Raw genomic sequence first — 25,579 nt, forward strand, 5'->3', positions numbered from 1 at the left:
CCGCATGCGGGGGTCGCAGAGAGGACGGTCGGTGCCCGAGGAGCCCACCAGCATCAATCCGGTCGACGAGCAGGACGACGCCCCGGTCGCGGGCGCCCCGGTCGAGGTCCCGGAGGCGGGGGAGGGCGGTAGCCGCACCCAGGCCGCCGAGACCCGCGAGGAGCGCGACGCCCGCTTCGAGCGCGACGCCCTGCCGTACCTGGACCAGCTCTACCCGGCCGCGCTGCGGATGACCCGCAACCCGGCCGACGCCGAGGACCTGGTCCAGGAGACGTTCGTCAAGGCCTACTCGGCCTTCCACCAGTTCGCCGAGGGCACGAACCTCAAGGCCTGGCTGTACCGGATCCTGACCAACACCTACATCAACAGCTACCGCAAGAAGCAGCGCCAGCCGCAGCAGTACCCCACCGACCAGGTGCAGGACTGGCAGCTCTACGCCGCCGAGGAGCACAGCTCCAGCGGGCTGCGCTCGGCCGAGATCGAGGCCCTGGACCACCTGCCGGACTCCGACATCAAGGAGGCCCTGCAGCAGCTGCCCGAGGACTTCCGGCTCGCGGTCTACCTCGCCGACGTGGAGGGCTTCGCCTACAAGGAGATCGCCGAGATCATGGGCACGCCCATCGGCACGGTGATGTCCCGGCTGCACCGCGGCCGGCGGGGGCTGCAGAAGCTGCTGGCCGACTACGCGCGCGAACGAGGGTTCGTCCGCGCCGGTGCCGGGGAGGAGGCGAGCTCCAAGTGACCGACGACGACCACGTGGGCGAGCCGATCGAGATCCACTCGTGCGACGACGTCCTGTCGCACGTCTTCGAGTTCCTGGACCACGAGACCGACGACTCGCGCCGGGCGGTGATCGCCGAGCACCTCGAGGACTGCTCGAGCTGCCTGCGCCAGTTCGGGATCGAGCAGGAGTTCAAGGCCCTGGTCCGCCGCCGCTGCGGCGGCGACGTCCCGCCCCCCGGCCTGCGGGAGCGGATCAAGCTGCAGCTGACCACCGTCTCCTTCGAGGAGGACGGCACCCAGGTCACCGTCGAGAAGGTGACGTCCGAGGTGGTCCGCGAGGCCGGCGAGCGGCCGACCCCCGCCTGACCCGTACGCACGAGGGCCCGGCTCCCCTCGTGGGAGCCGGGCCCTCGTGCGTTCAGGCGTTCGGCCGCTTGCCGTGGTTGGCGTTGCTCTTCTTGCGGCTGCGACGCTTGCGTCCGCGCTTGGACATGGCTGCCTCCTGGGGAGTCGGGGGATGCCGGAAAATTGGCGCCCAGGGGTGTACGTGGGCGGCCGACCGGCCAAGCTGACAGGGCAAGCCTCTCACGGGGAGGTCCGGCACCGGGCCGGACGGGGCAGTTGCGGGGAGCTGGGCAGAGATGGACCTGGGGATCGAGAGCGTGCTCGTCGCCGGCCGCGGACCCGCGGCCTGCGCCGTCATCGCCGCGTGCACCCGGCTGGGGGTCAAGGCGATCGCCGTCCACTCGGAGGCGGACCGGAACGCCCGGCACGTGCGGCTGGCCGACGACGCCGTGCTGCTCGGCCCCGCCCCGGCGGCCGAGTCCTACCTCGCCGTCGACCGGATCGTCGAGGCCGCCCTGCGCAGCGGCGCCGCCGCCGTGCTGCCGGTGCCACCCGCGCTGGCCGGCAACGTCCGCCTCGCCGCGGCGGTGCGCCGGGCGGGGCTGACCTGGATCGGTCCGGTCGCCGACGTGCTCGAGCGGCTCGGTGGGGACGGCGTCGAGCCGGCCAGCGAGCGCGGCTTCCTCGCCTGGGTCACCGACGAGGGCCTGCGCTACCTGACGCCGGTGTCCCGCGACCGCGCGGCCGGCATCGCGCGGGTGTCGTGGACCCCGAGGTCGGTCGAGGTGCCGCCCGCCGCCCGTCGGCTCAAGGACGTCGGCTGGCGGGGCCTGGTCACCGTCGGCATCTCCCCGGACGGCGAGCTGACCGAGGTCGCGGCGGGCTTCTCGCTGGACATGGCGGTGCTCGAGCGGGCGCACGCGGTCGACGCGGTCGAGCTGGCGCTGCGCAGCGCCTCCGGTCGCCGGGCGCGCGCCGCCGACCCGCAGCCGGGCACGCCGCGGGCGGCGGTCGCCGTCCAGCTGCGGTCGACGCTGCCGCCCGGCACGGCGGGGCGGGTCACCGGCCGGCTCCCGGCGTCCGGGCGCACGTCGGTGGCCGGTGCCGACGTCGTCGCGGTCAGCGGCTACGACCCCCGGGACCGGCTCGACGGCTGGTACGACGCGCTGCTGGCCACGGTGAGCGCCGGCGCCGAGGACACCCGCACGGCCGCGCAGGCGGTCAGCCAGGTGCTCAGCGGCCTGCCCGAGACCGGGGTGCCGCACGACGGCGAGGAGATCTGCGCCGTCCTCGAGCGGCTCGCCGCCGGGTCGCCGATCCCCGCCGGCTGATCCCCGCCGTCCGCCCGACGTGCCAGGATGTCCACGACAGCGGACGGCGAGTGCGGAGGAGGCCCGGCGTGGCGGTGGAGGAGATCCACGCGGAGATGGTCTCCAGCGTCTGGAAGGTCCTCGTCACCGCGGGCAGCGAGGTCGCGGCCGGTGACACGCTGGTGATCCTCGAGTCGATGAAGATGGAGATCCCGGTGCTCACCGAGCGGGCCGGGACCGTCAAGGAGCTCCACGTGAGCGAGGGCGAGGTCCTCCAGGAGGGGGACCTCATCGCCACGGTCGAGGATTAAGGACCCCCTGCCCCCCACCACTCGCACGCTCGCGGTGGGCCCCTGCAGGGGGCCTTAGAACTCCAGCACGTAGGCCATCAGGTTCACGCCGGGCAGCGGGGACCAGTCGCGCTCGGGCAGGCGGGTGAAGCCGAGCCGCTCGTAGAGCCGGTGGGCGGCCACCATCTTCGGGTCGGTCGACAGCACCATCCGCCGCTTGCCGGCCGCCCGCGCCTCGGCCAGGCAGGTCTCGACGAGCAGCTCGCCGACCCCGCGCCCGCGCGCGGCCGGGTCGACGACGAGCATGCGGAACGCCGCCTCCTCGGCGGAGTCGGTGATCTCCCCGAAGTCGCCGTCGAGCACCAGTGCCACGCTGCCGACGACCGCGTCGCCGTCGCGGGCCACGAGCAGCTGCGCCCGCTGCGCCCGGCCGGCGACGTCGCGCAGCTCGGCCAGGTACTCCTCCGGCGCCAGCCCCTCGTCACGGTAGACGCCGGCGGTGAGCTCCGCGATCCGCGGGAAGTCCTCGGGCGTCGCCGCGTCCACGCGCAGGGATGACGTCTCGACCACGCCGGCAGCGTAGGCGGTGGCGCCTCCTACGCTCGGAGCCACCATGAGAAGCCTCTCCGAGCGCCTGAACCGCGGGTCGGCGTCCTCCCCGTCCCAGGTCGACCACGCCCGCCGGCTGGTCGCCGACTGGCAGCTGCTGGCCGATCTCGCGTTCGCCGACCTCACGCTGTGGGTGCCGCTGCAGACGGGCAACTGGTGGTGCGTCGCGCAGGTCCGCCCGCTGACGGCGCCGACGAGCCAGCCCGACGACCTGGTCGGCGCCGAGTCCTCCGGGCCGGCCGCCGAGCCGTTCGTCGTCGCCTACCGGGAGGGCCGGCCGGTCACCGAGGGCGAGCCCGACTGGTCGGGGGCCAGCCCCCGGCGGCGCGAGGTGATCCCGGTGCGGCACGACGGCGTCGTCGTCGCCGTCCTGGCCAAGGACACCAACCTCGCCGTCACCCGCTCGCCGTCGACCCTCGAGCTCACCTACCTCGACATCGCCGCCGACCTCTGCCTCATGGTGTCGGCCGGCACCTTCCCCCCGCAGAAGCTGCAGGACGCCGAGATGAGCCCGCGCGTGGGTGACGGCCTGGTGCGCCTCGACGCCGAGGGCCGGGCCACCTACGCCAGCCCCAACGCGCTGTCGGCCTACCGCCGCATGGGCCTGACCGGCGACCTGTTCGGCGCCGACCTGGCCGAGCTGACCCGGTCGGCGTCGGCCGACCGGGTGGCGGGGGAGGCCGTGGCCGCCGGCATCACCGCGGCGGTCGCCGGCCGGTTCCCCGACCCCATGGACGTCGAGGGGCCGGCCGCCACGATGCTGGTCCGCGCCCTGCCGCTGCAGGCGCCCGGGGCGGAGGCCGGCGCGCTGGTGCTCGTGCGCGACGTGACCGACGTCCGGCGCCGCGACCGCGCGCTGCTGACCAAGGACGCGACCATCCGGGAGATCCACCACCGGGTGAAGAACAACCTGCAGACCGTCGCGGCGCTGCTGCGGCTGCAGGCCCGCCGCATGACCGAGCCGGCGGCGCGGGCCGCGCTGGAGGAGTCGGTGCGGCGGGTGGCGTCGATCGCCGTCGTCCACGAGACGCTGGCCGGCAGCCGCGAGGACGTCGTCGCCGTGGACGACGTCCTGGACCGGGTGCTGCCCATGCTCGGCGACCTGACCGTGGTCGGTCCCGCCGCGCGGGCCCGCCGCGTGGGCACGTTCGGGGAGCTGCCCGCCTCCGCGGCCACACCGCTGGTCATGGCGGTCACCGAGCTGCTGCAGAACGCCGCCGAGCACGCCTTCGGCGACGGCGAGCCGGGCACGATCGAGCTGGTCGCCGAGCGCGACGGGCCCGACCTCGTCGTCCGCGTCCGGGACGACGGGCTGGGGCTGCCCGAGGACTTCGACCCGGCGGCCAGCGACGGGCTCGGGCTGCAGATCGTGCGCACGCTGGTGACCGGAGAGCTGGGCGGCGGCCTCGAGATGGGGCCGGCCGCCGGCGGCCGCGGGACCGAGGTGGTCCTCAGCCTGCCCGGCGCCGGGCTGCCGCGCCGCTGAGCCCCGCAACGCCGCGAGGCCGGTCCGGGGGATCCGGACCGGCCTCGCGGCGTGGTGCGCGGGGTGCCGCGCCAGTGGTGCTCGGGACTCAGGCGGTGTACGCCCGGGTGCGGGCCTGGCGGCGCTTGAGCGCGCGGCGCTCGTCCTCCGACAGACCGCCCCAGACACCGGAGTCCTGGCCCGACCGGAGCGCCCAGTCGAGGCACGACTGGACGACCGGGCAGCGCCGGCACACCGCCTTCGCCTGCTCGATCTGCACGGTCGCCGGACCCGTCGTCCCGATGGGGAAGAACAGCTCCGGGTCCTCGTCGCGGCACAGGGCGCGGTGGCGCCAGTCCATGGCGGTGTACTCCTCGGTGTCGTCTACGGTTTGCGACAGGTCGCACGGCTTCGGTCCGCTCCGCGGTCCGACACCGGTTGCCCAGCGCCGTGGCTCAGCGACTACCTGCTTTGTTACCGGCAGGTTGCGTTCCTCTCGCGATGTTTTCACGAGCCGGACGCCTGTCAAGCGATTCGAGGTCGGGTGGGACCCCCTCGTGAGCAACCTCACCACGGGCGTGATAGGCGCGCCACTCGACGTGTCCACCACACCGGCGAAGGGCTTGACCGCAAGGGCCGGTTCCGTGCTAGGCGCCAGGTCAGCGCCTGTGCGCGGACCGTGTGGGACCGGTGGTCAGCAGATGACGCGCAGGGCCGCGGGGACGTCGCGCACGCGCAGCCCCGTCGCCGTCCCCAGGTGGTCGCCGTCGACCTGCCAGCCCTGCGGCCGGGACGCCGAGATCTCGACCTCCGGCAGGTCGTGCCAGCGGTGCACGCCCCGACCGCGGGCGTCGGGACGGCGGGCCATCACCTGCCGCAGCGTGTGCAGCATGCGCAGCGGGCCCATCCGGCCCATCGCGAAGACGTCCAGGCCGGTGTCGAACGAGGCCTCGGGGCTCGGGTTGACCGGCCGGGCGCCCAGGTAGGTCCAGGGGCTGACGTTGGAGAACAGGCACAGGAACAGCTCGTCGACCGGCGGCTCGCCGTCGACCCGGAGCGTCATCGCCGGGCGCCGGCGCTCCGTGCCCAGCAGGAAGGCGCTGGTGGCCTCGCGGACGTAGAGCGCGCCGGTGGAGCGCCGGCCCCGCGCCCGCTGGGCCTCCACCCGCGCGATGACGTCGGCGTCGAAGCCCAGCCCGGCGGCGAAGACGAACCAGCGCGGTGCGGTCCAGGTGGGGTCGGCGGCGGCGTCCGCGGCGGCGACGGCCGGCGCGCTGGCCTCGTCGTGCTGCGCCACCGGTGCGGTGCTGGTGCCGGTGGCGCTCGCCGTGCCCAGGGAGATCAGCCGGCTGCGGCCGGTGCGCAGCGCCTCGAGGATCTGGGCGGTGGCCTCGATCGGGCGGCGGGAGAGGCCCAGCGCCCGCGCGAAGACGTTCGTCGAGCCACCCGGGACGACGGCGAGGTTCGGCAGGTGCGGCGCCGGACCGTGCTCGAGGAGGCCGTTGACCACCTCGTTGACCGTGCCGTCGCCGCCGAGGGTCACGACGACGTCGACGCCGTCGGCCACGGCGCGCCGGCCCAGCTCGTGGCCGTGGCCGCGCCGCTCGGTCTCGACGACGTCCACCTTGAGCTCGCTGGCGAGCGCGCCCACGAGGACGTCGCGGCCCCGCGCGGTCGTGGCGGTCGCCGCCGGGTTGACCACCACGAGCGCGCGCATACCGCCAGGCTAGCCAGCGCGGGGCCACTGCACCGGCTGGAGACGGGAGCCGGGGGGCTGGTGTGGCGCGCGTAGTCTCGCGGCCGTGACGACGGAGCCCTCCCGCAGGCGCAGCCGCGCCGACCGGCTGCTGGGTGCCGCCGCCGAGCCGTCGGCGCCCAAGCCCGCGCGCGAGGAGTCGGTGACCCCGCGCAGCGTCCGGTGGGCGGCGCTGGTGGTGGCCCTGGAGGCGGTGTTCCTCGTCGTCGTCGCCACCTACCTGGGGCTGCGGACCCTCACCGGTGAGGCCGACAGCGACTCGGGCGCGTGGGGGCTGGTGGTGTTCGCCCTGCTCGGTGCGGTGCTGCTCGCCGCCTGCGCGCGCGGGCTGTGGCGGCTGTCGGCGTGGGCGCGGGGTCCGGTGGTGGCGGTGCAGCTGCTGCTGGGCGCGATCGGCCTGACGGCCGCGTTCGAGTACCAGCAGCAGCAGGTCGGCATCCCGATGCTGGTGCCGGTCGCCGTCACCCTCTACCTGCTGTCCACCCCCGAGTCGCGGCTGGCCTTCTTCCAGCGCCGGGGCGACTGAGGAAGGGCCCCTCCGCCCCCCACCACTCGCACGCTCGCGGCGGGCCCCTGCGGAGGGGCCCTAGACCAGGTCGATGACGTCGGCGATCGAGTCGCAGATGCGGCTGGGCCGGAACGGGAACCGCGAGACGTCGCCGGCCTTGGTCGAGCCCGAGAGCACCAGCACGGTCTCCAGGCCGGCCTCGATGCCGGCGACGACGTCGGTGTCCATGCGGTCGCCGACCATCACCGTCGACTCCGAGTGCGCCTCGATCCGGTTCATCGCGCTGCGGAACATCATCGGGTTGGGCTTGCCGACGAAGTAGGGCTCGGCGCCGGTGGCCTTGGTGATCATCGCGGCGACCGAGCCGGTGGCCGGCAGCGGGCCCTCGGGGGAGGGGCCGGTCACGTCGGGGTTGGTGGCGATGAACCGGGCGCCGTCGCCGACCAGCCGGATCGCGCGGGTGATGGCCTCGAACGAGTACGTCCGCGTCTCACCGAGGACGACGTAGTCCGGGTCCGTGTCGGTGAGCGTGTAGCCCGCCTCGTACAGCGCGGTGGTCAGCCCCGCCTCGCCGATGACGTAGGCGGAGCCGCCCGGCAGCTGGCTGGACAGGAAGTCCGCCGTCGCCAGGGCCGAGGTCCAGATGGCCTCCTCCGGCACCTGCAGCCCCGACCGCGAGAGCCGCGCCGCGAGGTCGCGCGGCGTGAAGATCGAGTTGTTGGTCAGCACCAGGAAGCGGCGCTCGCGCTCGACCAGCCGCCGCAGGAAGTCGGCCGCCCCGGGGAGCGCGTTGCCCTCGTGCACCAGCACGCCGTCCATGTCGGTGAGCCAGCAGTCGGCCCTCTTGCGCTCGGTGCTCACAGGGGCGGAGCCTAACCGGGCCTCAGCCGCCGCCCCTGATCAGGCGCAGGTGCGGCGCGGTCTCGACGTCCACCCGCGCGTCGGGGACCTCCGGCAGCCCGGCCAGCCGGCGCACCCGGTTCTCCGGCACGCCCAGGGCGGCGGCGAGCGCGACGGCGAGCCGCTCGCTGATCGGGCCGCGGTGCCGGTCGGCGGCCAGCCGCCCGATCGTCTGCGGGGAGACGGCCCACCGGGCCAGGCGGGAGGCCTGCTCGGGGGTGAGGTCGAGCTCCGTCATGCGGCGCCGCACGAGCGCCGGGAGGTTCTCGTCCGCCATCCCCCGAAGGCTAGGCGGGTCCCGGCGCGCCCGCCTCCCGGTCGGCGAAGCCGCGCAGGGCGTCGTCGGTGAGCCGGAAGACGGTCCACTCGTCCATCGGCACCGCGCCCTGGGCGCGGTAGAAGTCGATCGAGGGCGTGTTCCAGTCCAGCACCGCCCACTCCAGCCGGTCGTAGCCGCGCTGCACGCAGGTCTCGGCCAGCGTACGCAGCAGCTCCTTGCCCAGGCCCGTGCCCCGGTGCTGCGGCTGCACGTAGAGGTCCTCGAGGTAGATGCCGTGCGTCCCGCGCCAGGTGGAGAAGTTGAGGAACCACAGCGCCGTGCCGACGACGGCGCCGTCCACCTCGGCGACGTGGCCGAACAGGGCCGGGCGCTCGCCGAACAGCGACGCGGTGAGCTGCTCCTCGGTCAGCCGCACCTCGTGCAGCGCCTTCTCGTAGTCGGCCAGCTCGCGCACCAGGCCCACCACGGCGGGGACGTCGTCCGGGCGGATCGGGCGGACCGTCACGTGAGGGCTTCCTTGACCTTGTCCGGCACCAGCCTGCCCAGCGGCGACACCAGCGGGACCAGGACCGGCGCCAGCAGGTAGCCGTAGGCCAGGACGACGCCGGTGACCACCGGCACCGTCAGGAACCCGACGAGCAGCAGGACGGCGGTGGCGATCAGCCCGTAGGGCCGCCGGCTCTTGGGGCTGACCAGCGACCGGAACGAGCGGAACCGGACCCGGCTGATCATCAGCAGCGCCGGGACGGCGACGATGAGCAGCACCCACAGCCGGTCGCGGCCCTGCATCTGGTCGCCGAACGCGAACACCGAGGCGAGCACGACGCCGGCCGCGCCGGGGCTGGGCATCCCGACGAAGTACCGCTTGTCGGCCGTCGGGTCGATCGTGGTGTTGAAGCGGGCCAGCCGGATCGCGGCGCACGCCACCCACAGCGCGCAGGCGATCCAGCCGAGCGGGTCGAAGGCGTCGTCGCCCTCGGAGAAGAGGGTGAAGGCCAGCAACGCGGGCGCCATGCCGAAGGAGACCAGGTCGGCCAGCGAGTCGAACTGCAGCCCGAACGGGGTCACCGCCCCGACCAGGCGGGCCACCGCGCCGTCGGCGATGTCGAAGACCACCGAGAGGCCGACCAGGATCGCGGCGAGGGTGTACTGCCCGCGGATGGACACGAGGATGGCGGCGAAGCCGCACATCATGTTGGCCAGCGTGAACAGGCTGGGCAGCGTGGCGAGCGTGCGGCGGCGGGCGCGCCGGCCGGAACCGCGGACGAACTCGACGGTCGCCGTGCGGCGGGTGGGTGGCATGCGCTCAGCCCCCTCAGCGGGTTTCGGGCCAGCGCGCGACGACGGTCTCCCCGCCGCGCACGCGCTGCCCCTTCCGCACGGTGATGGTGCACTCCCGGGGCACGAAGACGTCCATCCGCGACCCGAACTTCATCAGCCCCATGCGCTCGCCGGTGGCGAGCCGCCGGCCGGTCCCGGTGCGGGTGACGATGCGCCGGGCCAGCACCCCCACGATCTGCCGGAACACGACGGTGCGCTCGCCGTCGCGCAGCCGGATCTCGCTGCGCTCGTTGCGGTGCGCCGACTCCTTGCGGTACGCGGCCAGGAAGCTGCCCTTGCGGTACGAGCTCTCGACCACCTCGCCGTGGTACGGCGAGCGGTTCACGTGCACGTCGACGACCGACAGGAACACGCTCACCTGCTGCCAGCCGCCCTGGGGCGCGTCCTCGGGGGCGACGCCCTCCTGCGGCTCGCCGGCGACCATCACCACGCCGTCGGCGGGGGAGACGACGTCGTCCGCGGCCGGGGCCTCGACGTCGCAGCGCCGGTCGGGGTCGCGGAAGAACACCGCCATGTAGGCGGACAGCAGGACGAACGGCCAGGCCAGCAGTCGGGTCCCCCGCCGCCGGGTGACCGCCAGGACGGCGGCGGGGGCGAGCGGCCCGGTGATGAAGGGCCACCCGGCCCGGTCGATGCGCATCGTGCGCAAACGGTACCGGGCGGGCCCCGGCGGCACCGCCGCGCACAGCCCAGCGCCCTCGGCCGTCGCGGACGCGCGGTCAGGCGCCGCCGGGCCGCCGGGGAGCCGAGGCCAGCTCGCGGTCGGCGCCGTACGTGCTGTCCCGTTGCCGGGGTGGCCCGCCGTACCAGTCGAGGCACACCAGGGTGGCGTCGTCGCGGAGGTCGTGGGCGGTCGCCCGCAGGACGGCGTCGCCCAGCGCGTGGACCACCTCCCGGGGATGCAGGTCGGCCGTGGCGACCAGCGCCCGGGCGACGTCGAGCGAGGCCGCGTTGCGCTCCTGCATGCCGTCGGTCAGCAAGACGACCCGGTCGCCCGGCTCCAGCGCGAGCCGCTGCAGGGTGAACCCCTTACCGGGCACGACCCCGAACGGCGGCTCGACGGCCAGGCGGATCTCCGCCACGCGACCGTCCCGCAGCCGGAGCGGGAACGGGTGGCCGGCGTTGAGGATCACGCCGGCCCCGGTGCGCAGGTCGATCCGGATCAGCTGGCCGGTGACGAACTGTCCGGGCGACGCGTGTGCGGCCAGGGCGTCGTTGGCGTACCGCGCCTGCCCGCCGAGGTCCAGCCCCTTGCGCCGGGCGTTGCGCAGGGCGCCCACGAACAGCGTCGCGAGCAGGGCGGCCGCGACCTCGTGGCCCACCGCGTCGGTGATCGACACCTGGAGCGCATGGCGGTCCAGCGCGTAGTCGAACGTGTCCCCGCCCACCGAGGCGGCCGGCTCCAGCCAGCCGGCGAGGGTGAACTGACCGGCCTCGCAGGTGTACGAGCTCGGCAGCAGGCGGCGCTGGATCTCCGCGGCGAGGGAGAACGGCGTGGTCCGCTGACCCCACTCGAACACGTCGGTGTGGCGCCGGGCCGCGATCACGACGTAGGCCAGCGCGTGCGCGGCGGCGGCGACGTCGGCCACGACCTCCGCACCGGGGGGACCGGGCAGGTCCAGCTCGATCAGCCCGATCGCGTCCCCCCGGTCGGTGACCGGGACGACCAGCCGGGCGCCCTCGTCCACCGGCTGCACGTCGGCCACCTGGGTGCGCAGGACCCGCTCGTAGCGGCTGCCCGGTAGCGGGACCGTCTCCGCCTGCTCGGCGGAGCGGGTCCGGCTCCCCTCGATCGCCGGGCCCCCGCTGGTCAGCCGGACCAGGGAGCGGCCGCTGAAGTCGGCGATCAGGAAGGTGACCCGGTGCGCGCCGGCCCACTCGCCGAGGGCGGCGGCGACCTGCTCGACCGCTTCGATGGGCGCGGCCGCCTCCACGCGGTCGAGCAGCGCGCCGACGTCGAAGGACGCGGCGCCGGAGGGATGCATGGGCAGACCCTAGGGGTGCGCGGTCCGCGTGAGCCGCACGGACGACGCTGCCGGGCCGCCCGTGCGGGCAGCCCGGCAGCGACCGGTCGGAGGGAGGATCAGGCCGCGGCCTTGGTCTCCCAGAAGATCTTGTCGATCTCGGCGATGTAGTCGAGCAGCTTCTGGCCCTCGGCGGGGTCCATGCTGCCCTTGCCGCCGGCCGCGCCGGCCTGCTTGGTGGCCTTGTTGAACAGCTCGTGCAACTGCGGGTACTTCTCGAAGTGCGGCGGCTTGAAGTAGTCGGTCCACAGCACCCACAGGTGGTGCTTGACCAGGTCGGACCGCTGCTCCTTGATCAGGATGGCGCGGGTGCGGAACGCCGGGTCGTCGTTGGCCTGGTACTTCTCCTGGATGGCCTTGACGGACTCCGCCTCGATGCGGGCCTGGGCCGGGTCGTAGACGCCGCAGGGGAGGTCGCAGTGCGCGGTGGCCTCGACGGCGGAGAACATGCGGGTCAGACGCATGGGTGTGCCTCCGGATGTCGTGAGATCGGGTCGTCTGCGACCCTACTCGCGGTGATCGGGGACGACAGGGGGAGCGGTGTGAGCCCGCTCGGGACGTCCTGGGTGCTGGCCCGCGTCAGCGGCCCGTCGATGTCGCCGACGGTCCGGCACGGCGACCGCCTGCTGGTCCGCCGGCTCCGCCCGGGGGCCGCGGTCGCGCCCGGCACCGTCGTCCTCGCCCGGTTCCCCGCCCGGCCGGAGCTCCTGGTGGTCAAGCGGGCCCTGCGCCCGGAACCGGGCGGCGGCTGCTGGGTGGTGGGCGACAACCCGCTGGTCACCGACGACAGCCGCGCGTACGGCGTCGCCGTGCCGGTGGGCCGGGTGGTGGCCCGGCTCTGGCCACGGCCGGGCCGGCTGGACGGACCTCCGCCCGACGTCCCGGAGCCGGGCGCGTAGCCGGCCTACCCTGCGCTGCCGCCCCGCAGGGGGCGTCAGGGGGCTGCCGCGGCGGGATTACGCTCCCCGTTCCATGGGTGACCAGCGCAACGATGCGGACAGTCCCGACCGCTTCGCCGGCGACCCGGCGTTCGCGGTGCACGAGGGCGGCAAGCTGCGGGTACGCCCCACCCGGTCCATCGAGTCCATCGCCGACCTGGCCCTGACCTACACGCCGGGCGTCGCCCGGGTCTCCAGCGCCATCGCCGCCGAGCCCGCCCTGGCCCGCCGCTTCACCTGGGCACCGCGGGTGGTCGCCGTCGTCTCCGACGGCACCGCGGTCCTCGGCCTCGGCGACATCGGCCCGGCCGCCTCGCTGCCGGTGATGGAGGGCAAGGCCTGCCTGTTCAGCGAGTTCGCCGGGCTGTCCGCCGTCCCTGTCGTGCTGTCGACCACCGACGTCGACGAGATCGTCGAGGCGGTGGCCGCGATCGCGCCGTCGTTCGGCGGGATCAACCTGGAGGACATCAGCGCGCCGCGCTGCTTCGAGATCGAGGACCGGCTGCGCGAGCGGCTCGACATCCCGGTCATGCACGACGACCAGCACGGGACGGCGATCGTCGTCCTCGCCGCCCTGCGCAACGCCGCGAAGGTGGTCGGGCGGGAGATCGGCGACCTGCGGGTGGTCGTCGCCGGCGCCGGCGCGGCCGGTGTGGCGTGCACGAAGATCCTGCTCGGGGCCGGGATCGGCGACATCTCGGTGGCCGACTCCAAGGGGGTCCTGCACGCCGGGCGCGAGGACCTCACCCCCGTCAAGCGCTGGCTGGTCGAGAACACCAACCGCGCCGGGCACGCCGGCACGATGGTCGACGCGCTCGCCGGCGCCGACGTCTACCTGGGGCTCTCCGGCGGCTCGGTGCCCGAGTCGGCGATCGCCTCGATGGCCGACGACTGCATCGTGTTCTCCCTGGCCAACCCGATCCCCGAGGTCGACCCGGACATGGCGGCGAAGTACGCCGCCGTCGTCGCCACCGGGCGCAGCGACCTGCCGAACCAGATCAACAACGTGCTGGCCTTCCCCGGCGTCTTCCGCGGGGCCATCGACGCCGGCGCCACGGCGATCACCGAGGAGATGAAGCTAGCCGCGGCCACCGCGATCGCCGACGTGGTCGGCGACGACCTGCGGCCGGACCACATCGTCCCCAGCCCGCTCGACCGGCGGGTGGCCGAGGCGGTCGCGGCCGCGGTCGCCGCCTGCGCCCGCGCGGAGGGCGTCACCGCCTGAGCGGAGTGGATCCGTCGCGGTGACGACGACGGATCCACTCCGACAGCACAGCACAGCACCGCGGCCACGGCCCGGAGGGCGGTCACGGTCGGGCGGGCCGGTAGACCAGGTCGAGGACGCCGGCCAGCAGCCGCTCGGCGACCGGTCGGGGGAGGGCGGCGACCAGGGCGTGCACCGGCGCCATGCGCTCGGGCAGCCGGCCGCCGCCGACGCCGGCGACCTCGAGCAGGGCGTCGACCTCGGCCACGGTGAGCGTCGCCGGGTCGATGGTGGCCGCCGCGGCGACCAGGTCGGGATCGGCTACCGGTGCGGGCAGGGCCGCCGCGGCCTTGGCGGCGTCGGCGAGATCGGCCAGCAGGGCGTCGACCCGGCCGGCGGTGGCGCCGGTGACGGTGAGGTGCAGCGTCGCTGGCAGGTCGGCGCCGCCGAGCTGGGCGAACGGCGGCTGGGGCTGCAGCAGCCAGCCGCGCGTGGTCATCTCGTCGGCGAGGTTGAGCACGTCGACGCCGTCCGGGCCGTCCTGCGCGACCGCGACCAGGGTGGCGACCGGTGCGCCGACGACCCGCAGGCCCTCGATCCCGGCGATGCCCTCGGCCAGCGCGACCGTCGCCGCGCGGGTGCCGCGGGCCAGCCGCCGGTAGCCGTCGTCGCCGAGGTACCGGTGCACCGCCCAGGCGGCGGCCATCGGCCCGGCCGGGCGGGTGCCGGCCAGCGTCGGGTTGACCACCGGGTAGCCGGGCCAGCCGGCGGTCGAGAACCAGTGCGCCTGCCGCAGCTCGGGCTCGGCGGTGAGCAGCACGGAGACGCCCTTGGGCGCGTAGCCGTACTTGTGCAGGTCGACCGAGAGCGAGGTGACCCCGGGGACGGCGAGGTCGAACGGCTCGGGGACGTCGTCGAGGAACGGCAGCACCCACCCGCCGATGCAGGCGTCGACGTGGCAGGGGACCCCCGCGGCGGCGGCGAGACCGGCGATCTCGCCGACCGGGTCGAGCACGCCGTGCGGGTAGGACGGCGCGCTGACCACGACCAGCGCCGTCCGCCCGTCGAGCGCGGCGCGGACCGCGGCCGGCACGGCGCGGCAGGTGTCCGGGTCGACCGGGACGTCGACGACGTCGAGGCCGAAGAGGTGTGCGGCCTTGCGGAACGCGGCGTGCGCGGTGACCGGCAGCAGCAGGGTCGGCGGTGCCGGGGTGGGCGGGGAGGCGTGCAGCGAGCGCCACCGCTCCCGGGCGGCCAGCACCGCCAGCAGGCAGCTCTCGGTGCCGCCGGAGGTGAGCGTGCCGACGGCCCCGGGCGGGCCGTGCAGCAGCTCCAGCGCGGCGCCGACCAGGTCGTCCTCGATGCGCGCGACGCTGGGGAAGGCGGTCGGGTCGAGCGCGTTGGTCCACTGGTAGGCGGCCTGGGCGGCGGCCGCGAGGTCGTCGAGGTCGGCGAGGCCCGAGTCGTAGACGTAGGCCATGGTCGCCCCGCCGTGGGTGGGCACGTCGCCGGCCTGCAGCGCGGTGAGCTCGGCCAGGACGTCGTGCGGGTTCACGCTGCCTCCAGTCGGTAGCGGGCGAAGACGGGGACGGCGGCCAGCACGATCAGCGCCGGGATCACGCTGAAGCCCAGCCGGACGGCGGTGACCGCGGCGGAGGTCTGCGCGACGTCGTCCCCGGTGGAGGAGACGTAGCCGGCCACCCCGAGCAGCAGGCCGAGCAGGCCCGGGCCGACGGCGAGACCGAGGGTCTCGGCGGCGGTCCAGACCCCGGTGAAGACGCCGGCCCGGCGCTGCCCGGAGGCCGCCTCGTCGGCGGCGATCACGTCGGGCAGCATCGCCAGCGGGAACATCTGCATGCCGGCGTAGCCGATGCCGACCAGCACCACGAGCGGGAGCATCGCGCCCGTGCCGCCGTCGTCGCCGAGGGCCAGGGCCGCGGCGCCGAAGGCGAACAGCACCGAGGACATGAGCAGGCCGGCACGCTTGCCGAGCTTCCGGCTGACCCGCAGCCACAGCGGCATGACCAGGATCGCCGGGCCCACGAGCGCCGCGAACAGCAGCGTGCCGGCGGCCTCGTCGCCGAGCACGTGCTGCGAGTAGTAGGGGACGCCGGCGAGCATCACGCCGATGCCCAGCGCCTGGACGACGAAGCCGATCAGCAGCACGCGGAACGGCCGCGAGCCCCAGGCCAGCCGCAGCGTCGTCCCGAGCCGGCCCTCGCTGCGCACCCGGGTGAGGGTGGGGGCGTCGCGGGTGCCCCACACCGCGCCGAGCATGCCCACGGCGAGCAGGACGGCGACGAACGCGGCCATCGCCAGGTAGCCGCCCCGGCCGCCGCCGGCCGCGTCGACCACCGCGGGCGCACCGGCCCCGGCCAGCAGGATGCCGACGGCCAGCGCGGCGACCCGCCAGGACATCAGCGTGGCCCGCTCGCCGGGGTCGTCGGTGATCTCGGCCGGCTGGGCGACGTAGGGCACCTGGAAGCAGCCGTACGCGGTGGCGGCCAGCAGGAAGGTGACCGCCACCCAGGCCGCCGCGACACCCGGCGAGCCGCCCGGCCCGGCGAAGACCAGCACGAACAGCAGCGGGAGGGTCAGACCGCCGGCCAGCATCCACGGCCGCCGCGGCCCCCAGCGGCTCTCGGTGCGGTCGGACCGGCTGCCGATCCACGGGTTGAGCAGCACGTCCCACGCCTTGGGCGCGAACACCACCGCGCCGGCCAGCCCGGCGGCCACCCCGAGCACGTCGGTCAGGTAGTAGAGCAGCAGCAGCCCGGGCACCGTGCCGAACGCCGCCGTCCCGATCGAGCCCACGGCGTACCCGACGTGCGTGCCCCGGCCGAGCCGCGCGGGGGAGGAGACGGCGGTCACGGCCGGAACCGTAACGGCTCGTGCGCCTGGAACCGGCCCCCCGCAGGGGCCCGCCGCCGAGCGTGCGAGCGGTGGGGGCAGGGGGTCCTTCGTCAATCGCCTTTGACGTTCACCAGCTGGCGGAGCGTGTGGCGGATCTCGACGAGGTCCTTCGCGTCCTCCATGACGACGTCCACCGGTTTGTACGCCTGGGGGATCTCGTCGAGGAAGACGTCGCTGTGCCGCCACTCGATGCCCGTCATCGCCTCGTCGAGCTGCGCCCGCGTGAACGTCCTCCGGGCGGCGCTGCGCGAGTACGCCCGCCCCGCGCCGTGCGGTGCCGACTCCAGCGCCAGCGGGTTGCCCAGGCCGGTGGTCACGTAGCTCGCCGTCCCCATGGAGCCGGGGATGAGCCCCTCCTGGCCGTGCCGGGCCTGGATCGCCCCCTTGCGCGACACCCACAGGTCGACGCCGTCGTGCGTCTCCCGCTGGGTGAAGTTGTGGTGGGCGTTGATCCGCTCGTGCTCGGGCGTCCCGTCGGCGCGCATGTGCCGGGCCAGGCAGTCGGCGACCCGGTCCATCATCTCCTCGCGGTTGAGCAGGGCGAAGTGCTGCGCCCACCGCAGCTCGGCGATGTACCGGTCGAACTCCGCCGTCCCCTCCTCGAGCCAGGCGAGGTCGCGGTCGAGCAGGTCGAGCCGTTCCCGGCGGGCCCGCTCGGCGGCGATCGCGATGTGCTTCTGCGCGATCTTGTTGCCCACCCCGCGGCTGCCCGAGTGCAGGAACAGCCAGACCCGCTGCCGCTCGTCGGCGGTGACCTCGATGAAGTGGTTGCCCGAGCCGAGGCTGCCCAGCTGCAGCGGCCAGTTCGGCGCCGTCGAGTTGACCGAGCCGAGGACGCCGAGCTCCTCGCCGTAGCGCTCGAGCCCGGCGACCCGCGCCTGCGCCGTCGCGGTCAGCCGCTTGTTGTACCGGCCGGCCGAGAGCGGCACCGCGCGCTCGATGTCACCGCGCAGCGGCGCGAGCGGCCCGCGGGCGCGGACGTCGTCCACCGACCACGGGGTGCGGACGGCGATCATGCCGCAGCCGATGTCCACCCCGACCGCCGCCGGGATGATCGCGCCGCGGGTCGGCAGCACCGAACCCACCGTCGCGCCCTTGCCCAGGTGCGCGTCGGGCATGAGGGCGACGTGCGGGTGCACGAACGGCAGGGACGCGGTGCGCTCGGCCTGCATCCGGGTCTGCTCGTCCAGGATGCTCGCCCAGTTCAAGAGCTTCTCGGACAGCTGTTCCACGCCGTCGGGCTACCCCCGGGCGGCGGCGGATCACCCGCTGCCGGTGATGCGGTCGACGACCGGCTCGACGGCCGCCGAGACGCCGGTGTTCAGGTACAGGAAGACGAGCGTCGCCACCGCGAACGCCGGGACCAGCAGCACCTTCTCGATCGTCGCGCCGGTGCGCAGGTGGATCGGCGAGAGCCGGCACCTGCGGATGGCCCAGAGCACCGGCACGGGGATGCCCTCGCGGGTGAGGAAGTCACCCACGATGTGCGCGAGCACGCCGACGCCCACCGCGTAGGGCAGCCACATCGGCGCGGGGGAGTGGTCGAGGAACAGCCAGGCGCCACCCCACGAGATGACCAGGTTGCCCAGGATCGTGTTCTCGGCCCGGCCCGGGATGACGAAGTGCAGCGCGCGCAGGGCCAGGCCGATCGCCAGGGCCAGCACCAGGAGGCTGGTGGCGAAGTTCTTCGCGGCGGCCATCGCCAGGAAGCCGAACACCAGCGGGGCCAGGACCGCGTCGTGCGTCCCCCAGCGGTGGCCGCCGGAGATCTTGTTGATCAGCGCCGCGGGCAGGTCGGTGATCGGCCCCCACATGCGCGAGATCGTCGTCCGCTGCTGGTCGAGGTCGGGCAGCATCGCGAACCCGCCGGCCGCGGCGACCCAGGCGCCCTGCGCCACCGCGCCGTGGACGGGCGCCCAGGGCAGGGTGGCCGCGCCCGCGGCGAGCCCCGAGAGGGCATGGGAGTGACCGAGCACGCACACAGCGTGCCGCCCACCTGCATCGACGTGGGGAAGGCGCACCGACGAGAACGGCGGTCTCGCACGCTTCGAGGGGTGAAAGCGTGCGAGACCGCCGATGTCGACGCGGGGACGACGCGGGTCCTTCAGTCCTCGTCGTCCTCGGTGCCGCCGCGGGCCAGCCAGGTGGCCAGCCGCTCGATCGGCACCTCGAAGTCGGGGTGCTGGTCGACGAAGGCCTGGAGCTGGTCGGCCAGCCAGGCGAGGGTCACCTGCTCCTCGCCCCGCCGGTCGGCCAGCTCCTCCAGCCCCCGATCGGTGAAGTACACGTCAGCGGGCGAAGGCCGACGCCACCAGCTCGCGCTGCTCGACGTCGTGCACCTTGGCCGAGCCGACCGCCGGGCTGGCCGACGCCTTGCGGCTGACGCGGCGCAGCGCACGGCCGCCGAGCTCCTCCGGCAGGTTGATCGCCATGAACTGCCAGGCACCCATGTTGGCCGGCTCCTCCTGCACCCACACCAGGTCGTCGGCGTTCGGGTACCGGTCGAGCACCTCGCGGATCTGCGCGGCGGGCAGCGGGTAGAGCTGCTCGACCCGGACGATCGCGGTGTCGGCGAGGCCCTCGGCCTCCCGGTGCGCGCCGAGGTCGTAGGCGACCTTGCCGCTGCAGAGCAGCACCCGGCGGACGGCCGACGGGTCGAGCGGCTCGCCGCCCACGCCCGGGTCGCCCAGCACCGGCTGGAAGTTCTCCTCGGTGAAGTCGGCGACCTGGCTGACCGCCGCCTTGGCCCGCAGCAGCGACTTCGGCGTGAACACCACCAGCGGCCGGTGCACGTCGGAGAGCGCCTGGCGGCGCAGCAGGTGGAAGTAGTTCGCCGGCGTCGTGCAGTTGGCGACCGTCAGGTTGTTCTCGGCGCACAGCTGCAGGAACCGCTCGATCCGGCCGCTGGAGTGGTCGGGCCCCTGGCCCTCCAGGCCGTGCGGCAGCAGCAGGACGACGCCGGAGCGCTGCCCCCACTTCGCCTCGCCGGAGCTGATGAACTCGTCGATCACCATCTGGGCGCCGTCGACGAAGTCGCCGAACTGCGCCTCCCACAGCACCAGGGCCTTCGGGTTGGCCACCGAGTAGCCGTACTCGAAGCCGAGGGCGGCGTACTCGGAGAGCAGCGAGTCGTAGACGAAGAACTTCGCCTGGTCCTCGGAGAGGTTCAGCAGCGGCGTGTACTCGCGGGCGTTGTCCCGGTCGATGAGCACCGAGTGCCGCTGCACGAAGGTGCCCCGGCGGGAGTCCTGGCCGGCGAGCCGGACGGGGACGCCCTCCATGAGCAGCGAGCCGAACGCGGTCAGCTCGCCCATCGCCCAGTCGATGTTGCCCTCGCTGGCCATCGCCGCGCGCCGCTCGAGCATCCGCTTGAGCTTGGGGTGGACCGTGAAGTCCTCGGGCAGCGAGACGTGGGCGTCGCCGATGGTCTTGAGGACCTCGGTGCTGATCGCCGTCCGGACCGTGGACTCCTGCGGGGTGCGCGGGTCCATCACCGGCTCCGGCTTGGCCGAGTCCTGCGCGTCGTGGGTCTCGGCGAACGCCCGCTCCAGCTGGCCGCGGTAGTCCTTGAGGGCCTCCTCGGCCTCCTGCAGCGTGATGTCGCCGCGGCCGACCAGCGCCTCGGTGTACAGCTTCCGGACCGAGCGCTTGCGGTCGATGATGTCGTACATCAGCGGCTGCGTCATCGACGGGTCGTCGCCCTCGTTGTGCCCGCGGCGGCGGTAGCAGATGAGGTCGATGACGACGTCCTTCTTGAACGCCTGCCGGTAGTCGACCGCAAGCCGCGCCACCCGGACGCACGCCTCCGGGTCGTCGCCGTTCACGTGGAAGATCGGCGCGCCGATCATCCGCGCCACGTCGGTCGAGTAGAGGCTCGACCGGGCGGCGGCCGGGCTGGTGGTGAAGCCCACCTGGTTGTTGATGACGACGTGCACCGTGCCGCCGGTGCGGTAGCCGCGCAGCTGGGAGAGGTTCAGCGTCTCGGCGACCACGCCCTGGCCGGCGAAGGCCGAGTCGCCGTGCAGCAGGACGGGCAGGACCGTGAAGCCGCTCTCGCCCTTGTTGATCATGTCCTGCTTGGCGCGGGCGATGCCCTCGAGCACCGGGTTGACCGTCTCGAGGTGGCTCGGGTTGCTGGCCAGCGAGACGTCGATCGAGGCCTCGCGGAACGGGTTGGCGAAGGTGCCCTCGGCGCCGAGGTGGTACTTCACGTCGCCGGAGCCCTGCACCGTCGAGGGGTCGAGGTTGCCCTCGAACTCGCCGAAGATCTTCGAGTAGCTCTTGCCGAGCACGTTGGCCAGCACGTTCAGCCGGCCGCGGTGGGCCATGCCGATCGCGACCTCGTCGAGCTCGTAGTCGGTGCCGGCGATGAGCACCTCGTCGAGGATCGGGATGACCGACTCGCCGCCCTCGAGGCTGAACCGCTTCTGCCCGACGTACTTGGTCTGCAGGAAGGTCTCGAACGCCTCGGCGGCGTTCAGCCGGCCGAGGATGTGCTTCTGCTTCTCACGGTCGGGCTGCTCGTGCTTGACCTCGATGCGCTTCTGCAGCCACTCGCGCTCCTCGGGGTCGGTGATGTGCATGTACTCCACGCCGACCGTGCGGCAGTAGGAGTTGCGCAGCACGCCGAGGATGTCGCGCAGGGCCATCGTGCGCTCGCCGGCGAAGCCGCCGACGGGGAAGTGCCGGTCGAGGTCCCACAGGGTCAGCCCGTGCTCGACGATGTCGAGGTCGGGGTGGGTGCGGACCTTGAACTCGAGCGGGTCGGTGTCGGCCATCAGGTGGCCGTTGCGCCGGTAGGCCTCGATGACCTCGATGACCCGCGCTTCCTTGTCGATCTGCCCCTCGTGGCTGATCCGCACGTCCGGCACCCAGCGGACCGGCTCGTAGGGGATGCGCAGCGAGCGGAAGACCTCGTCGTAGAAGCCGTCCTCGCCCAGCAGCAGGCCGTGGATGCGGCGCAGGAAGTCGCCGGACTCGGCGCCCTGGATGATCCGGTGGTCGTAGGTGGAGGTCAGCGTGATGATCTTGCTGACCGCCATCTCGGCGAGCGCCTCGGGGCTCATCCCCTGGAACTCGGCCGGGTACTCCATCGCGCCGACGCCGATGATCGCGCCCTGCCCGGCGGTGAGCCGCGGCACCGAGTGGTTGGTGCCGATGGTCCCCGGGTTGGTCAGGCTGATCGTGGTGCCGGAGAAGTCCTCGACGGTCAGCTTGCCCGCGCGGGCGCGCCGGATGATGTCCTCGTAGCCGCCCCAGAACTGGGCGAAGTCCATGGCCTCGGCGGCCTTGATGTTGGCGACCACCAGCGAGCGGGTGCCGTCGGACTTCGGCAGGTCGATCGCCAGCCCGAAGTTGACGTGCTCGGGCTGCACGAGCACCGGCTTGCCGTCGACCTCGGCGAAGGCGTTGTTCATGTTGGGGAAGTCGCGCAGCGCCCGGACCAGCGCGTAGCCGATCAGGTGCGTGAACGAGACCTTCCCGCCGCGCGAGCGCGCCAGGTGGTTGTTGATGACGATGCGGTTGTCGGCGAGCAGCTTCGCCGGCACGGCCCGGACGCTGGTCGCCGTCGGGACGGCCAGCGACGCGTTCATGTTCTTGACGACGCTGGCCGCGGCACCGCGCAGCGGGGTGCGCTTCACGCCGTCGCCCTCTGGGCGGGTGGGGGAGGACGAGGCGGGCGCCGGCTTGGCGGCCGGCTTCGGGGCGGGGGCGGCCGCCTGCTGCTGGTCGGCGCGGTCGGCGGCCCGGCCCACCACGGTGGCCTCGGTGCGCTCGGGGACCGGGGTCGCGCGCGGCGCGGACTCGGGGGCGCTCGGGGCGACGGCGGGGCCGCTCTGCTGGGTGGCCGAGCCCTGCGTGGCCGCGGCGGCCGGGGCGCTCTTGGAGGTGGCGGGCTCCGCCGGAGCGGGGGCGGGCGCGGGCTCGGCGGGCGCCGGGGCGGGGGCCGCGCCGTTCGGCTGGGCCGGCTGCTCGCGGTCGAGACCGGAGGACACCGGGCTGCCGGGTCGGTAGTCGGCGAAGAACTCGTGCCAGGCCTGGTCCACGCTGGACGGGTCGGCGAGGTACTGCTGGTACATCTCCTCGACCAGCCACTCGTTGGTGCCGAATCCCGCCACGGAGGAGGAGTTCGTGGAGGACGGCCGGGATGAGCTCACGCTTGACACGGGGGCGAGTGCCTTCTTCGTCTGTGGACGTTTTCGGACCGGGTGGCGAGTCTACGCCCGGGGCCTGCCCGGACACCGGGCGAACCCGGCCATGACGACTCGTCTCACACCGGGGGTCAGTCGGTCGCGCCGTGCGCCACGAGCAGCTCGGCCAGGGCGTCGCTGCGGGATGCCTGCCCGTCGTCGTGCCTGCGCGAACGCGCGGCGGTGACCCGGCTGATGTCGAGCGCGCTGGCGCCGTCGTTGGTGGTGGCGTTGACGTCGGCCCCGGCGGCCAGCAGGAGGCGCACCACCTCGGGCGCGTCGCCGGTGCCGCCCGCGGCCACGGCCGCGTGGATGGGGGTGCGGCCGGACTCCGGGTCGCGGCGGTCGACCTGCGCGCCGGCGTCCAGCAGCATCCGCACCAGCTCCACGTGCGCCCGCCCGGCGGCCGCGTGCAGCGCCCCGCCGTCGGCGTCGGCGCCGCGGTCGAGCAGCAGCCGGGCGGTGCCCGCCGCCCCGCCGTGCGCGGCGAAGGCCAGCAGGTCCACGCCGGTCACCGGGTCGGCGAGGCGGGCGCCCGCGTCGAGCTCGCGGGCGAGCTGGTCGACGTCGTCGAGGAACGCCGCGCTGGCCGCGTCGACGGGGGCGCCGAGCTCGCGCAGCACGGCCACCAGCTGCGGCGCGAACTCGAGCGCCACGTGCAGCGGCGTGCGGTCGTGCTCGGTGACGGCGTGGACGTCGGCCCCGGCCGCGACGAGCAGCCGGACGATCTCCTCCTGACCCTCGGCGACGGCCACGTGCAGCGGCGTCCACCCGCTGTGGCCGTCCCGCTCCGCGGTGCGCGCGAGCAGCCGCGGGTGCTCCGCCACGGCGGTGCGGACCGCCTCGGCGTCGCCGGCGGCGATCAGCCGGACCAGGCGTTGGACCGTCATGCGGGTGGTCATGCGCGATCGCCCCCGTCCCGGGTCGTCGGTGGCCGCGTGCGCAGCTCCCGGGGCGCCCGGACGACGTCACACGACGTCGCGCCGGACGGCGAGGAACGTCCCCAGGACGGCCGCCACCAGACCGTAGCCGAGCAGCAGCAGGCCGCCCTGCCAGGGCTCCAGGAGGTCCGGCGCCTGGAAGTCGGAGGTGACGGCCTGCACCGCGCCGCCGGGCAGCCACTTGTAGGCGCCCTGGATGGCGCCGATCGAGGAGACGATCGGCTCGACGACGTAGAGGTAGACCAGCGAGCCGACGATCGCGCCGACCTGGTTGCGCAGCAGCGCGCCCACGCCGACGCCGATCACGGTGAAGACCACCAGCACGAGGCCGGCCGCGGTGAGCGTCTGCAGGTTGTCGGCGTCCAGCGCGGGCGCATTGCCGCGGGCCCCCGCGTAGAGCAGGACCACGAGCACGTTCACGGCGAGGACCAGCAGCGCGAACGGCACCGCGACCAGCGCGTACGCCAGCACCTTGGCGGCCACGACCCGGCCCCGCTTCGGGGTGGTGAGGAAGGTCGGCGTCGCCGTCCGGTGCCGGTACTCCTGCGTCATCCCGATGATGCCCAGGATCAGCAGCAGCACGCTGGCGTTGGCCGCGACGGAGAAGACGAGCTCGGCGTACTGGGGATCGTCCACCGCCGGCAGGCCCGGCTGGCCGTTCTGCTCCACGCCGGCGAGCCCCGTGAACAGCGCGGCGAAGCCGCCGGCCATGACGCAGGCGCCGACGAGCAGGCCGATCCACACGCGGGTGGTGAACAGCTTGGTCCACTCGGCGCGCACCAGCCGCGTCATCGGGAGGTCTCCTGGGTGGGGATCGGGGTGGACGCGGCGTACTGCTCCTGCCCGGCGGTGAGCCGGAAGTAGATCTCCTCCAGGCCGCTGCTCCGCGGGCGCAGCTCGTGCAGCTCGACGCCGGCGGTGAACGCCTGGTGGCCGATGGCGGCCGCGGGCAGCCCGGTCACGGTCAGCGTCTCGCCGTCCTGGGCCGCGACGGCGTGCCCGGCGGTGCGCAGCACGTCGGCCAGCCGGTGCGCCTCGGGGCTGCGCACCAGCACGGTGCCGGCGCCGTCGGCACCGGAGCGCAGCTCGGCGATCGAGCCCTCGCGCACCAGCCGGCCGGCGCCGATGATCACCACCCGGTCGGCGGTGTGCTCCATCTCCGACAGCAGGTGGCTGGAGACCAGCACGGTGCGGCCCTCGTTGTGCGCCATGTGCTGCAGGAAGCCGCGCAGCCACTGGATGCCCTCGGGGTCCAGCCCGTTGGCCGGCTCGTCGAGGACGAGGACGGCGGGGTCGCCGAGCAGCGCGGTGGCCAGCGCCAGCCGCTGGCGCATGCCCAGCGAGTAACCGCCGGCGCGCCGCTTGCCGGCGTCGGCCAGGCCCACCTGGTGCAGCGCCTCGTCGGCCCGCGCGAGCGGCAGCCCCGCCGCCCGGCAGTACACGCGCAGGTGGTTGAGGCCCGACCGCGCGGGGTGGAACGCCGTCTCCAGGACCGCGCCGACCGTGCGGGTCGGCTCGCCCAGCGCCGCGTACGGGACGCCGTCGAACGTGGCCTGGCCGGCGTCCGGGGTCTCCAGCCCGAGCACCATGCGCAGGGTCGTCGTCTTGCCGGCGCCGTTGGGCCCGAGGAAGCCGGTGACCGAGCCGGGCTCCACGGAGAACGACAGCGTGTCGACGGCGCGGACGGTGCCGAACGTCTTCGTCAGCCCGCTGACCTCGACGCGCACGGGGTGGGCGCGGGGGGCGGTGGCGCTGGAGATGGCGCACTCCTCGGGTGGGTCCGGGCAGGTCGGTGCCCATCCAAGCGCACCCGCGCGCCGATCCGGGTCATGCCGGGCCCG

General features: G+C 74.3%; 28 protein-coding genes. 8 read left to right on the plus strand and 20 right to left on the minus strand.

Annotated elements, in window-relative coordinates; translation table 11 throughout:
* Positions 1 to 31: 31 nt before the first annotated feature.
* Together ACI797_RS12200 and rsrA are read left to right on the plus strand one after the other, a co-directional pair.
* A complete protein-coding gene (locus ACI797_RS12200; protein WP_456858887.1) occupies positions 32 to 742 on the plus strand; it encodes a sigma-70 family RNA polymerase sigma factor in 711 nt (236 codons plus the stop codon).
* Positions 739 to 1,089, plus strand: a complete 351-nt coding sequence (rsrA, locus tag ACI797_RS12205; protein WP_456541481.1) for a mycothiol system anti-sigma-R factor — start codon at positions 739 to 741, stop codon at positions 1,087 to 1,089. Before ACI797_RS12200 ends, rsrA begins: the two co-directional genes overlap by 4 nt.
* A 52-nt stretch (positions 1,090 to 1,141) precedes the next feature.
* Here the strand turns inward: rsrA and ACI797_RS12210 are convergent, their stop codons facing one another.
* Positions 1,142 to 1,216 (minus strand): 50S ribosomal protein bL37, encoded by a 75-nt coding sequence (locus ACI797_RS12210; protein WP_436277841.1) that lies wholly within the window; start codon positions 1,214 to 1,216, stop codon positions 1,142 to 1,144.
* Positions 1,217 to 1,364: 148 nt separating this feature from the next.
* Here ACI797_RS12210 and ACI797_RS12215 point away from each other — a divergent pair, with 148 nt between their 5' ends.
* Positions 1,365 to 2,399 (plus strand): biotin carboxylase N-terminal domain-containing protein, encoded by a 1,035-nt coding sequence (locus ACI797_RS12215; RefSeq protein ID WP_456858889.1) that lies wholly within the window; start codon positions 1,365 to 1,367, stop codon positions 2,397 to 2,399.
* Between the two features lie 68 nt (positions 2,400 to 2,467).
* Complete coding sequence (locus ACI797_RS12220; protein ID WP_456858890.1) at positions 2,468 to 2,689, plus strand: biotin/lipoyl-binding carrier protein; 222 nt, start codon at positions 2,468 to 2,470, stop codon at positions 2,687 to 2,689.
* 54 nt (positions 2,690 to 2,743) lie between these two features.
* On the opposite strand, the gene ACI797_RS12225 is transcribed toward ACI797_RS12220, so the two are convergent.
* Positions 2,744 to 3,238, minus strand: a complete 495-nt coding sequence (locus tag ACI797_RS12225; protein WP_456858891.1) for a GNAT family N-acetyltransferase — start codon at positions 3,236 to 3,238, stop codon at positions 2,744 to 2,746.
* A gap of 43 nt (positions 3,239 to 3,281) precedes the next feature.
* Between ACI797_RS12225 and ACI797_RS12230 the strand changes: the two genes are divergently transcribed.
* Positions 3,282 to 4,763, plus strand: coding sequence for a sensor histidine kinase (locus ACI797_RS12230; RefSeq protein ID WP_456858892.1), 1,482 nt, complete (start codon positions 3,282 to 3,284; stop codon positions 4,761 to 4,763).
* 88 nt (positions 4,764 to 4,851) lie between these two features.
* On the opposite strand, the gene ACI797_RS12235 is transcribed toward ACI797_RS12230, so the two are convergent.
* Both ACI797_RS12235 and ACI797_RS12240 read right to left on the minus strand, forming a co-directional pair.
* Positions 4,852 to 5,103, minus strand: coding sequence for a WhiB family transcriptional regulator (locus tag ACI797_RS12235; RefSeq protein WP_456541476.1), 252 nt, complete (start codon positions 5,101 to 5,103; stop codon positions 4,852 to 4,854).
* Between the two features lie 333 nt (positions 5,104 to 5,436).
* A complete protein-coding gene (locus tag ACI797_RS12240) occupies positions 5,437 to 6,459 on the minus strand; it encodes a diacylglycerol/lipid kinase family protein (protein ID WP_456858894.1) in 1,023 nt (340 codons plus the stop codon).
* 85 nt (positions 6,460 to 6,544) lie between these two features.
* Here ACI797_RS12240 and ACI797_RS12245 point away from each other — a divergent pair, with 85 nt between their 5' ends.
* Positions 6,545 to 7,024, plus strand: a complete 480-nt coding sequence (locus ACI797_RS12245) for a hypothetical protein (protein WP_456858895.1) — start codon at positions 6,545 to 6,547, stop codon at positions 7,022 to 7,024.
* A 60-nt stretch (positions 7,025 to 7,084) separates the two neighbouring features.
* Here the strand turns inward: ACI797_RS12245 and ACI797_RS12250 are convergent, their stop codons facing one another.
* The 7 genes from ACI797_RS12250 to sodN all read right to left on the minus strand — a co-directional run bounded on the left by ACI797_RS12250 (position 7,085) and on the right by sodN (position 12,015).
* Positions 7,085 to 7,867 (minus strand): HAD-IIA family hydrolase, encoded by a 783-nt coding sequence (locus ACI797_RS12250; protein WP_456858896.1) that lies wholly within the window; start codon positions 7,865 to 7,867, stop codon positions 7,085 to 7,087.
* A 22-nt stretch (positions 7,868 to 7,889) separates the two neighbouring features.
* Positions 7,890 to 8,183, minus strand: coding sequence for a helix-turn-helix domain-containing protein (locus ACI797_RS12255; RefSeq protein WP_456858897.1), 294 nt, complete (start codon positions 8,181 to 8,183; stop codon positions 7,890 to 7,892).
* A 10-nt stretch (positions 8,184 to 8,193) separates the two neighbouring features.
* Positions 8,194 to 8,691: an N-acetyltransferase family protein gene (locus tag ACI797_RS12260; protein ID WP_456858898.1), complete on the minus strand. Its 498-nt coding sequence runs from the start codon at positions 8,689 to 8,691 to the stop codon at positions 8,194 to 8,196.
* Positions 8,688 to 9,488 (minus strand): CDP-diacylglycerol--serine O-phosphatidyltransferase, encoded by an 801-nt coding sequence (gene pssA, locus ACI797_RS12265; RefSeq protein ID WP_456858899.1) that lies wholly within the window; start codon positions 9,486 to 9,488, stop codon positions 8,688 to 8,690. Before pssA ends, ACI797_RS12260 begins: the two co-directional genes overlap by 4 nt.
* 13 nt (positions 9,489 to 9,501) lie before the next feature.
* Positions 9,502 to 10,167 (minus strand): phosphatidylserine decarboxylase, encoded by a 666-nt coding sequence (locus tag ACI797_RS12270; RefSeq protein ID WP_456858900.1) that lies wholly within the window; start codon positions 10,165 to 10,167, stop codon positions 9,502 to 9,504.
* 79 nt (positions 10,168 to 10,246) lie between these two features.
* Positions 10,247 to 11,512: a PP2C family protein-serine/threonine phosphatase gene (locus tag ACI797_RS12275; protein ID WP_456858901.1), complete on the minus strand. Its 1,266-nt coding sequence runs from the start codon at positions 11,510 to 11,512 to the stop codon at positions 10,247 to 10,249.
* A gap of 98 nt (positions 11,513 to 11,610) precedes the next feature.
* Positions 11,611 to 12,015 (minus strand): superoxide dismutase, Ni, encoded by a 405-nt coding sequence (gene sodN, locus ACI797_RS12280; RefSeq protein ID WP_456541468.1) that lies wholly within the window; start codon positions 12,013 to 12,015, stop codon positions 11,611 to 11,613.
* A gap of 78 nt (positions 12,016 to 12,093) precedes the next feature.
* Here sodN and ACI797_RS12285 point away from each other — a divergent pair, with 78 nt between their 5' ends.
* On the plus strand, positions 12,094 to 12,450 hold the full coding sequence (locus ACI797_RS12285; RefSeq protein ID WP_456858902.1) for a S26 family signal peptidase: 357 nt from the start codon (positions 12,094 to 12,096) through the stop codon (positions 12,448 to 12,450).
* 73 nt (positions 12,451 to 12,523) lie between these two features.
* Entirely contained in the window at positions 12,524 to 13,714 is a 1,191-nt protein-coding gene (locus ACI797_RS12290) for an NAD(P)-dependent malic enzyme (RefSeq protein ID WP_456858903.1), read from the plus strand.
* An 82-nt stretch (positions 13,715 to 13,796) separates the two neighbouring features.
* Here the strand turns inward: ACI797_RS12290 and ACI797_RS12295 are convergent, their stop codons facing one another.
* The 9 genes from ACI797_RS12295 to ACI797_RS12335 all read right to left on the minus strand — a co-directional run bounded on the left by ACI797_RS12295 (position 13,797) and on the right by ACI797_RS12335 (position 25,465).
* Positions 13,797 to 15,248 (minus strand): pyridoxal phosphate-dependent decarboxylase family protein, encoded by a 1,452-nt coding sequence (locus tag ACI797_RS12295; RefSeq protein ID WP_456858904.1) that lies wholly within the window; start codon positions 15,246 to 15,248, stop codon positions 13,797 to 13,799.
* Complete coding sequence (locus tag ACI797_RS12300; protein WP_456858905.1) at positions 15,245 to 16,564, minus strand: MFS transporter; 1,320 nt, start codon at positions 16,562 to 16,564, stop codon at positions 15,245 to 15,247. Before ACI797_RS12300 ends, ACI797_RS12295 begins: the two co-directional genes overlap by 4 nt.
* A gap of 92 nt (positions 16,565 to 16,656) precedes the next feature.
* On the minus strand, positions 16,657 to 17,838 hold the full coding sequence (locus ACI797_RS12305; RefSeq protein ID WP_456858906.1) for an RtcB family protein: 1,182 nt from the start codon (positions 17,836 to 17,838) through the stop codon (positions 16,657 to 16,659).
* Between the two features lie 30 nt (positions 17,839 to 17,868).
* Positions 17,869 to 18,582, minus strand: coding sequence for a metal-dependent hydrolase (locus tag ACI797_RS12310; protein WP_456858908.1), 714 nt, complete (start codon positions 18,580 to 18,582; stop codon positions 17,869 to 17,871).
* 128 nt (positions 18,583 to 18,710) lie between these two features.
* Positions 18,711 to 18,893, minus strand: a complete 183-nt coding sequence (locus ACI797_RS12315) for a DUF6104 family protein (protein WP_456541456.1) — start codon at positions 18,891 to 18,893, stop codon at positions 18,711 to 18,713.
* Between the two features lies 1 nt (position 18,894).
* Positions 18,895 to 22,764: a multifunctional oxoglutarate decarboxylase/oxoglutarate dehydrogenase thiamine pyrophosphate-binding subunit/dihydrolipoyllysine-residue succinyltransferase subunit gene (locus ACI797_RS12320; protein ID WP_456858910.1), complete on the minus strand. Its 3,870-nt coding sequence runs from the start codon at positions 22,762 to 22,764 to the stop codon at positions 18,895 to 18,897.
* 125 nt (positions 22,765 to 22,889) lie between these two features.
* Entirely contained in the window at positions 22,890 to 23,687 is a 798-nt protein-coding gene (locus ACI797_RS12325; RefSeq protein ID WP_456858911.1) for an ankyrin repeat domain-containing protein, read from the minus strand.
* Positions 23,688 to 23,765: 78 nt separating this feature from the next.
* A complete protein-coding gene (locus tag ACI797_RS12330; RefSeq protein ID WP_456541453.1) occupies positions 23,766 to 24,530 on the minus strand; it encodes an ABC transporter permease in 765 nt (254 codons plus the stop codon).
* Positions 24,527 to 25,465: an ABC transporter ATP-binding protein gene (locus ACI797_RS12335; protein ID WP_456858912.1), complete on the minus strand. Its 939-nt coding sequence runs from the start codon at positions 25,463 to 25,465 to the stop codon at positions 24,527 to 24,529. Before ACI797_RS12335 ends, ACI797_RS12330 begins: the two co-directional genes overlap by 4 nt.
* Positions 25,466 to 25,579 lie beyond the last annotated feature (114 nt).

Source organism: Geodermatophilus sp. SYSU D00691 (assembly GCF_054050275.1).

Excerpts from the sequence above, each read along its gene's own strand:
- ACI797_RS12215 (WP_456858889.1), top strand. The coding sequence starts at position 1,365 with ATGGACCTGGGGATCGAGAGCGTGCTCGTCGCCGGCCGCGGACCCGCG.
- ACI797_RS12230 (WP_456858892.1), top strand. The coding sequence starts at position 3,282 with ATGAGAAGCCTCTCCGAGCGCCTGAACCGCGGGTCGGCGTCCTCCCCG.
- ACI797_RS12235 (WP_456541476.1), bottom strand. The coding sequence starts at position 5,103 with ATGGACTGGCGCCACCGCGCCCTGTGCCGCGACGAGGACCCGGAGCTG.
- ACI797_RS12240 (WP_456858894.1), bottom strand. The coding sequence starts at position 6,459 with ATGCGCGCGCTCGTGGTGGTCAACCCGGCGGCGACCGCCACGACCGCG.
- ACI797_RS12255 (WP_456858897.1), bottom strand. The coding sequence starts at position 8,183 with ATGGCGGACGAGAACCTCCCGGCGCTCGTGCGGCGCCGCATGACGGAG.
- pssA (WP_456858899.1), bottom strand. The coding sequence starts at position 9,488 with ATGCCACCCACCCGCCGCACGGCGACCGTCGAGTTCGTCCGCGGTTCC.
- ACI797_RS12270 (WP_456858900.1), bottom strand. The coding sequence starts at position 10,167 with ATGCGCATCGACCGGGCCGGGTGGCCCTTCATCACCGGGCCGCTCGCC.
- ACI797_RS12275 (WP_456858901.1), bottom strand. The coding sequence starts at position 11,512 with ATGCATCCCTCCGGCGCCGCGTCCTTCGACGTCGGCGCGCTGCTCGAC.
- sodN (WP_456541468.1), bottom strand. The coding sequence starts at position 12,015 with ATGCGTCTGACCCGCATGTTCTCCGCCGTCGAGGCCACCGCGCACTGC.
- ACI797_RS12290 (WP_456858903.1), top strand. The coding sequence starts at position 12,524 with ATGGGTGACCAGCGCAACGATGCGGACAGTCCCGACCGCTTCGCCGGC.
- ACI797_RS12325 (WP_456858911.1), bottom strand. The coding sequence starts at position 23,687 with ATGACGGTCCAACGCCTGGTCCGGCTGATCGCCGCCGGCGACGCCGAG.
- ACI797_RS12330 (WP_456541453.1), bottom strand. The coding sequence starts at position 24,530 with ATGACGCGGCTGGTGCGCGCCGAGTGGACCAAGCTGTTCACCACCCGC.